Raw genomic sequence first — 6,678 nt, forward strand, 5'->3', positions numbered from 1 at the left:
ACGCTGCGTTCGGAGACGCCGGTCATCGTCGCGCTCGGCACCGGCCGGGCGGTGCGCGCCGCAGTCGAGCGTGTCACGCCGATCGACCGGCCCAATCACCAGATCGTCTCGCTGGTCGGCAACATCTCCGCCGACGGCTCGGCGAGCTTTTACGATACCGTCGGCCGGCTCGCAGACCGCACCGGTGCGCGGCACTATCCGATGCCGCTGCCGTTCTTGATGTCGTCCGAGGACGAGCGCAACAAGATGGTCCGCATCGAGCCGATCGCCAAGGTGAAGGCGGTCGCCGCCAAGGCGGATTTGCGCCTCGTCGGCATCGGCCAGATGGACCAGAAGGCGCAGGTCCATGTCGACGGCTTCGTTACCCGCGACGAATTGTTCGAGATGATGCGGCTGGGCGCCATCGGCGAGATCACCGGCTGGGCCTATGATTCCAAGGGCCGCCTGCTCAAATCCGGCACCAACAAGCGCCTCACCAGCATTCCGCCGGAAGTGCCGGCGAAGGCCACGACGATCGCCGCGGCGATCGGTGCTGCCAAGGTGGTGGCGATCGCGGCGGCGCTGAGCGGGGGCCTGATCAACGGGTTGATCACCGACGAGACGACCGCAAAGGCGATCCTGGAGCGGTAGGTTCGTGCCGCATCGGGGTTCGGCTCCCTCTCCCGCTTGCGGGAGAGGGATGGGGAGAGGGTCTCTCCGCTGGCAAGATTCCCCAAGAGGAAAAAGCCCTCACCCCTATCGCATCTGCGATGCGATACGACCTCTCCCGCAAGAGGGAGAGGTCGAGCAAGCCGCCATGGCTGTGCAAGACATTTTCAAAACTTCCCGCACCGCAGCACTCATAAGTTGCGAGAACGCCTTTCCGCCTGCTTGACAACCGTCCTTGCTTGCGTTGAACATACGCTCAACGCGTGAGCATATGCTCAAAACGCGAGTTTGAGGGAGGTCACCGTGAAACACGTCTTGGGCGCCGTCTGCGGCGCGTCTGCACTTTTGCTGGCCGTCCCCGCGGTGGCCGAAACGACCCTGACGATCGCTACCGTCAACAACGGCGACATGATCCGCATGCAGGGGCTGACGGCCGAATTCACCAAGAAGAACCCCGACATTTCAGTGAAATGGGTGACGCTCGAGGAGAACGTGCTGCGCCAGCGCGTCACCACCGACATCGCCACCAAGGGCGGCCAGTTCGACGTGCTCACCATCGGCACCTATGAGGTGCCGATCTGGGCCAAGAAAGGCTGGCTGGTGCCGCTCGCCAATCTCGGTGGCGATTACGACGTCGCCGACCTCCTGCCCAAGATCAAGGATGCGGTCTCCGTCGACGGCAAGCTCTATGCCGCGCCGTTCTATGGCGAGAGTTCGATGGTGATGTATCGCACCGATTTGTTCGAGAAGGCCGGCCTGAAGATGCCGGAGAAGCCGACCTGGGATTTCGTGATCGATGCGGCCAAGAAGCTGACCGACAAGGGCGCCGGCACCTACGGCATCTGCCTCCGCGGCAAGGCCGGCTGGGGCGAGAACATGGCGTTCCTCTCGGCCATGGCCAATTCCTACGGTGCGCGCTGGTTCGACGAGAAGTGGGCGCCGCAATTCAACACGCCGGAATGGAAGGCGACGCTGACGACTTACGTCAACCTGATGAAGGAGGCCGGCCCTCCCGGCGCGAGCTCCAACGGGTTCAACGAGAATCTGGCGCTGTTCAATGCCGGCAAGTGCGCCATGTGGATCGACGCGACGGTCGCGGCATCCTTCGTCACCAACCCGAAGGACTCCAAGGTCGCCGACAAGGTCGGCTTCGCGCTCGCGCCCAACACCGGGCTCGGCAAGAACGCCAACTGGCTGTGGGCCTGGAACCTCGCGATCCCCGCCGGCTCCAAGAAGTCGGAAGCTGCCGAGAAGTTCATCGCCTGGGCGACGAGCAAGGATTACACCAAGCTCGTCGCGTCGAAAGAGGGCTGGGCCAACGTACCGCCGGGCACGCGCACCTCGCTCTACCAGAACCCCGACTATCTGAAGGTTGCCCCGTTCGCGAAGCTGACGCTGGCCTCGATCGACGCGGCCGATCCGAACAAGCCGACGGTGAAGCCGGTGCCTTATGTCGGCGTGCAATACGCCGCGATCCCCGAATTCCAGGGCATCGGCACCCAGGTCGGCCAGCAATTCTCGGCCGCGCTGGCGGGATCAATGACGGTGGATGCCGCGCTTACCGCGGCGCAGTCCGCGACCGAGCGCGAGATGAAGCGCGCCGGCTACATCAAGTGAACCCGAGCTCTTCCTCCTGAGCTCAGACTTGCGGCCATCCAGCGTCATGGATGGCCGCCTTCTTCCCGCCAGCGGAGAAGCGTTGATGGCAACCCGGCAGACGCAGTTCCTTGCGCGCTCGCTCCTGACGCCGGCGGTCGGGCTGCTGTTCGTCTGGATGATCGTTCCCCTGGCGCTGACGATCTATTTCTCCACGCTGCATTACAGCCTGCTCGATCCCGGCTCCGAGTCGTTTGTCGGGCTGGAGAACTTCCGCTACTTCCTCACCGATCCCGCCTTCCTGGCTTCGCTCCAGAACACGCTGGTGCTGGTCGGCTCGGTGCTGGCCCTGACGATCCTGCTCGGCATTCCGCTGGCGCTGTTGATGGACCAGCCGGTGATCGGACGCAATTTCGTGCGGCTGATGGTGATCGCTCCGTTTTTCGTGATGCCGACGGTCAGCGCGCTGGTCTGGAAGAATCTGCTGATGCACCCGGTCTCCGGCCTGTTCGCCTGGCTGGCCTCTCTGTTCGGCCTGACCCCGATCGACTGGTTCAACGACGTGCCGCTGTTTGCGGTGATCCTGATCGTGACGTGGCAATGGCTCCCGTTCGCGACGCTGATCCTGCTCACCGCGCTGCAATCGCTCGACGAGGAGCAGAAGGAGGCCGCCGAGATGGACGGCGCCAGCGCCGTCTCGACCTTCATCTACATCACGCTGCCGCACCTCGCGCGTCCCATCACAGTCGTGATTCTGATCGAGACCATCTTCCTGCTCACGGTGTTTGCAGAGATCTACGTCACCACGGGCGGCGGCCCCGGACTATCGACCACCAACATCGCTTTCCTGATCTATTCACAGGCGTTGATTCAGTACGACGTCGGCACGGCCTCGGCGGGCGGCCTGGTTGCGGTCGTGATCGCGAATATCGTCGCCTTCTTCCTGGTCCGCATCGTCGGCCGCAATCTGGAGGCGTGAGACCATGGCACGGATGGCGACGACGCAGCGGGTGGTGGTCTCGACGATCGGGGCTTGGTTCTTCGGCTTCCTGATCTTCTTCCCGATCCTCTGGATGGTGCTGGCGAGCTTCAAGACCGAGCTCGAGGCCTTCGCCGTGCCGCCATCCTTCCTGTTCTTTCATTGGACCACCGAGAATTACGCGACGGTGCAGGAGCGCAGCGACTATCTCCACCACGCGATGAACTCGATCATCATCGCCGGCGGCTCGACGCTCATCGCCCTCCTGATAGCCATTCCCGCGGCCTGGTCGATGGCGTTCTCGCCGACCAAGCGCACCAAGGACATCCTGCTCTGGATGCTCTCGACCAAGATGATGCCGCCGGTCGGCGTGCTGGTGCCGATCTACCTGATCTACAAGAGCTTCGGCCTGCTCGATTCCCGCATCGGTCTCGTCTTCATCCTGTGCCTCGGTAATCTGCCGATCGTGATCTGGATGCTCTTCACCTATTTCAAGGAGATCCCGCGCGACATCCTTGAAGCCGCGCGCATGGACGGCGCCACCATCGGCCGCGAGCTCGTCTACGTCTTGACGCCGATGGCGATCCCGGGGCTGGCCTCGACGATGCTGCTCAATTTGATCCTGGCCTGGAACGAGGCGTTCTGGACACTCAACCTGTCGACCTCGAACGCTGCGCCGCTCACCACATTCATCGCCTCCTATTCCAGCCCGGAAGGGCTGTTCTGGGCAAAGCTGTCCGCGGCCTCGACGCTGGCGATCGCCCCCATTCTCGTCCTCGGTTGGTTCAGCCAGAAGCAGCTCGTACGCGGGCTCACCTTTGGCGCGGTGAAGTAAAGGGCTGCCGGATCATGGGTCAGATCACACTTCAGGATGTACGGAAATCCTTCGGCCCTGTGCACATCATCAAAGGCGCCGATCTCGACATTGCCGACGGCTCCTTTGTGGTGTTCGTCGGTCCCTCCGGCTGCGGCAAGACCACGCTGCTGCGGCTGATCGCGGGGCTCGAGGACGTCTCCGGCGGCAAAATCCTGATCGACGGCAAGAACGTCGTCGACACGCCGCCCGCCAAGCGCGGGCTATCGATGGTGTTCCAGTCCTACGCGCTCTATCCGCATATGAGCGTGCGCGGCAATATCGGCTTCGGTCTGAAGATGGCGGGCCTTGCCAAGGACGAGATCAACCGCAAGGTCGAGGCCGCGGCCGCGACGCTGAACCTCACGCCCTATCTCGATCGCAAGCCGCGCGAGCTTTCCGGCGGCCAGCGCCAGCGTGTCGCGATCGGGCGGGCCATCGTGCGCGAGCCCAAGGCATTCCTGTTCGATGAGCCGCTGTCCAACCTCGATGCCGCGCTGCGCGTGCAGATGCGCATCGAGGTGACGCGGCTCCAGAAGCAGCTCGGCACCACCGCGATCTATGTCACCCACGACCAGGTCGAGGCCATGACCATGGCCGACAAGATCGTCGTGCTCAATGGCGGCAAGATCGAGCAATATGGGTCGCCCCTGGAGCTCTATGAGCGGCCCGCCAATCTCTTCGTCGCCGGCTTCATCGGCTCGCCCAAGATGAATTTCGTCACCGGAGAGTTCGCCTTGCAACGTGGCGCCGCCACCATCGGCGTGCGGCCGGAGCATCTCAAGATCGAGCGCGAGGGCGACGGCGGCTGGCTGGGAACCATCGCCGTCGCCGAGCATCTCGGCAGTGACACCTTCCTTTACGTCGATGCCGGTCAGATCGGCATGCTGACGGCTCGCTATATCGGCGAGTTGAGTTTGCACGCCGGCGACCGTGTGTCGCTGGCGCCGGACCCCGCGCGCATCCATCGCTTCGACGCGGGCGGCAAAGCGCTTCGAGGCTGACAAGAGACGGCAAGAAAACGGCAAGAAACGGAAAGACCATCATGTACCTGGAAAAATTCAAGCTGAACGGCAAAACCGCGTTCATCACCGGCGGCGGACAGGGCATTGGCCTTGGCTGCGCGGAAGCGCTGGCTGAAGCCGGCGCCAGGGTCATCATCGGCGACCGCGACAGCAAGGTCGCCGACAGCGCGAAAGCCAGCCTGAAGGCGAAGGGGTTTGACATCGAGACCGCGATCATGGACGTGACCGACACCAAGCGCGTGGCGGAGGTCGCCAACGATCTCGTCGCCCGCCACGGCAAGGTCGACATTCTCGTCAACAATGCCGGCATCGCCCGCAGCGAAACCCCGGCCGAGACCGTCACCGACGAGCACTGGCTCAACGTCATCGACGTCAACCTCAACGGCACCTTCTGGTGCTGCCGCGAATTCGGCAAGCACATGCTGAAGGCCGGAAGCGGCGCCATCGTCAATGTCGGCTCGATGTCCGGCTTCATCGTCAACAAGCCGCAGGAACAGTGCTTCTACAACGCCTCCAAGGCAGGCGTGCATCATCTGACCAAATCGCTGGCCGCCGAATGGGGCGCGCGCGGCATCCGCGTCAATGCGGTGGCGCCGACCTATATCGAGACGCCGCTCAACGCTTTCGTGAAGAGCAACGCCAAAATGTACGACGCCTGGATCGGTGGAACTCCGATGGCGCGGATGGGGCAGGTCGAGGAGATCGCCTCGGTCGTGCTGTTCCTGAGCTCGGAGGCCGCGAGCCTGATGACCGGCAGCATCGTGCTGGTGGATGGCGGCTACACTTGCTGGTAGGCTTGCGTCAAAATCGACGAAGCTGGAGCGACAATGCCGCGAGCGTATATCGGCGTCGACGTGGGGACCACGAGCACGCGGGCAGGGGTGTTTGACGAGGCCGGCACTCTGCTTGCGACCGCGCGGCACCCGATCAGGATCTGGCACGAGGCTGGCGACATCGTCGAGCAGTCATCCCAGGATATTTGGGACGCCTGCACGACATCGGTGCGGGCGGCAATGGCGGAAGCGGCCATCGCGCCCGATAGCGTCGGCGGCATCGGCTTCGACGCCACGTGCTCCCTCGTGGTGCTGGATCCGCAAGGCGAGCCGCTCACCGTCAGCGCATCCGGCGACAAGCAACGCAATGTCATCGTCTGGATGGATCATCGTGCCATCGCCGAGGCGCGGCTGATCAACGAGACCGAGGATGCCGTGTTGCGCTATGTCGGCGGCTCGATCTCGCCCGAGATGGAGATGCCGAAGCTGCTTTGGCTGAAGCGGCACCTTCGTGGGAGCTTTGACGCCGCTGGCCACTTCTTTGATCTCTCGGATTATTTGACCTGGCGCGCGACTGGCTCGCTGCAGCGCTCGACCTGCACCGTCACCTGCAAATGGAACTATCTCGCCCACGACGGCGGCGGCTGGAGCGCGCAATTCTTCAAGCGCATCGGTCTGTCCGACTTCGTCAACGAGAAATACGCCCGCATCGGCACCGGGATCGTTGCCCCCGGCACGCGGCTCGGCACCGGTCTCACCCGCGCGGCTGCGGCCGAGCTTTGCCTGTCGCCGGGCATACCGGTC

7 protein-coding genes are annotated in these 6,678 nt (G+C 63.6%); all 7 read left to right on the top strand.

Annotated features, from left to right (window positions below; all coding sequences use genetic code 11):
- The coding region (locus MOV74_RS27820; RefSeq protein ID WP_246929786.1) for a sugar-binding domain-containing protein at positions 1-630 on the top strand (630 nt) is incomplete at its 5' end.
- Positions 631-951: 321 nt separating this feature from the next.
- Entirely contained in the window at positions 952-2,265 is a 1,314-nt protein-coding gene (locus tag MOV74_RS27825) for a sugar ABC transporter substrate-binding protein (RefSeq protein WP_246929788.1), read from the top strand.
- Between the two features lie 85 nt (positions 2,266-2,350).
- On the top strand, positions 2,351-3,223 hold the full coding sequence (locus MOV74_RS27830; protein ID WP_246929790.1) for a carbohydrate ABC transporter permease: 873 nt from the start codon (positions 2,351-2,353) through the stop codon (positions 3,221-3,223).
- 4 nt (positions 3,224-3,227) lie between these two features.
- The gene (locus tag MOV74_RS27835) at positions 3,228-4,058 is read left to right on the top strand and encodes a carbohydrate ABC transporter permease (protein WP_246929793.1); all 831 of its coding nucleotides are present in this window, start codon (positions 3,228-3,230) and stop codon (positions 4,056-4,058) included.
- Positions 4,059-4,072: 14 nt separating this feature from the next.
- Entirely contained in the window at positions 4,073-5,080 is a 1,008-nt protein-coding gene (locus tag MOV74_RS27840) for an ABC transporter ATP-binding protein (RefSeq protein WP_246929794.1), read from the top strand.
- A gap of 41 nt (positions 5,081-5,121) precedes the next feature.
- A complete protein-coding gene (locus MOV74_RS27845; RefSeq protein ID WP_246929795.1) occupies positions 5,122-5,895 on the top strand; it encodes an SDR family NAD(P)-dependent oxidoreductase in 774 nt (257 codons plus the stop codon).
- A gap of 33 nt (positions 5,896-5,928) precedes the next feature.
- Positions 5,929-6,678 (top strand): FGGY family carbohydrate kinase (locus MOV74_RS27850; protein WP_246929796.1); only part of this gene is annotated, 750 nt, incomplete at its 3' end.

This window comes from Bradyrhizobium sp. SHOUNA76 (genome assembly GCF_023006445.1).
Taxonomy (GTDB): domain Bacteria; phylum Pseudomonadota; class Alphaproteobacteria; order Rhizobiales; family Xanthobacteraceae; genus Bradyrhizobium.

Excerpts from the sequence above, each read along its gene's own strand:
- MOV74_RS27830 (WP_246929790.1), top strand. The coding sequence starts at position 2,351 with ATGGCAACCCGGCAGACGCAGTTCCTTGCGCGCTCGCTCCTGACGCCG.
- MOV74_RS27835 (WP_246929793.1), top strand. The coding sequence starts at position 3,228 with ATGGCACGGATGGCGACGACGCAGCGGGTGGTGGTCTCGACGATCGGG.
- MOV74_RS27840 (WP_246929794.1), top strand. The coding sequence starts at position 4,073 with ATGGGTCAGATCACACTTCAGGATGTACGGAAATCCTTCGGCCCTGTG.
- MOV74_RS27845 (WP_246929795.1), top strand. The coding sequence starts at position 5,122 with ATGTACCTGGAAAAATTCAAGCTGAACGGCAAAACCGCGTTCATCACC.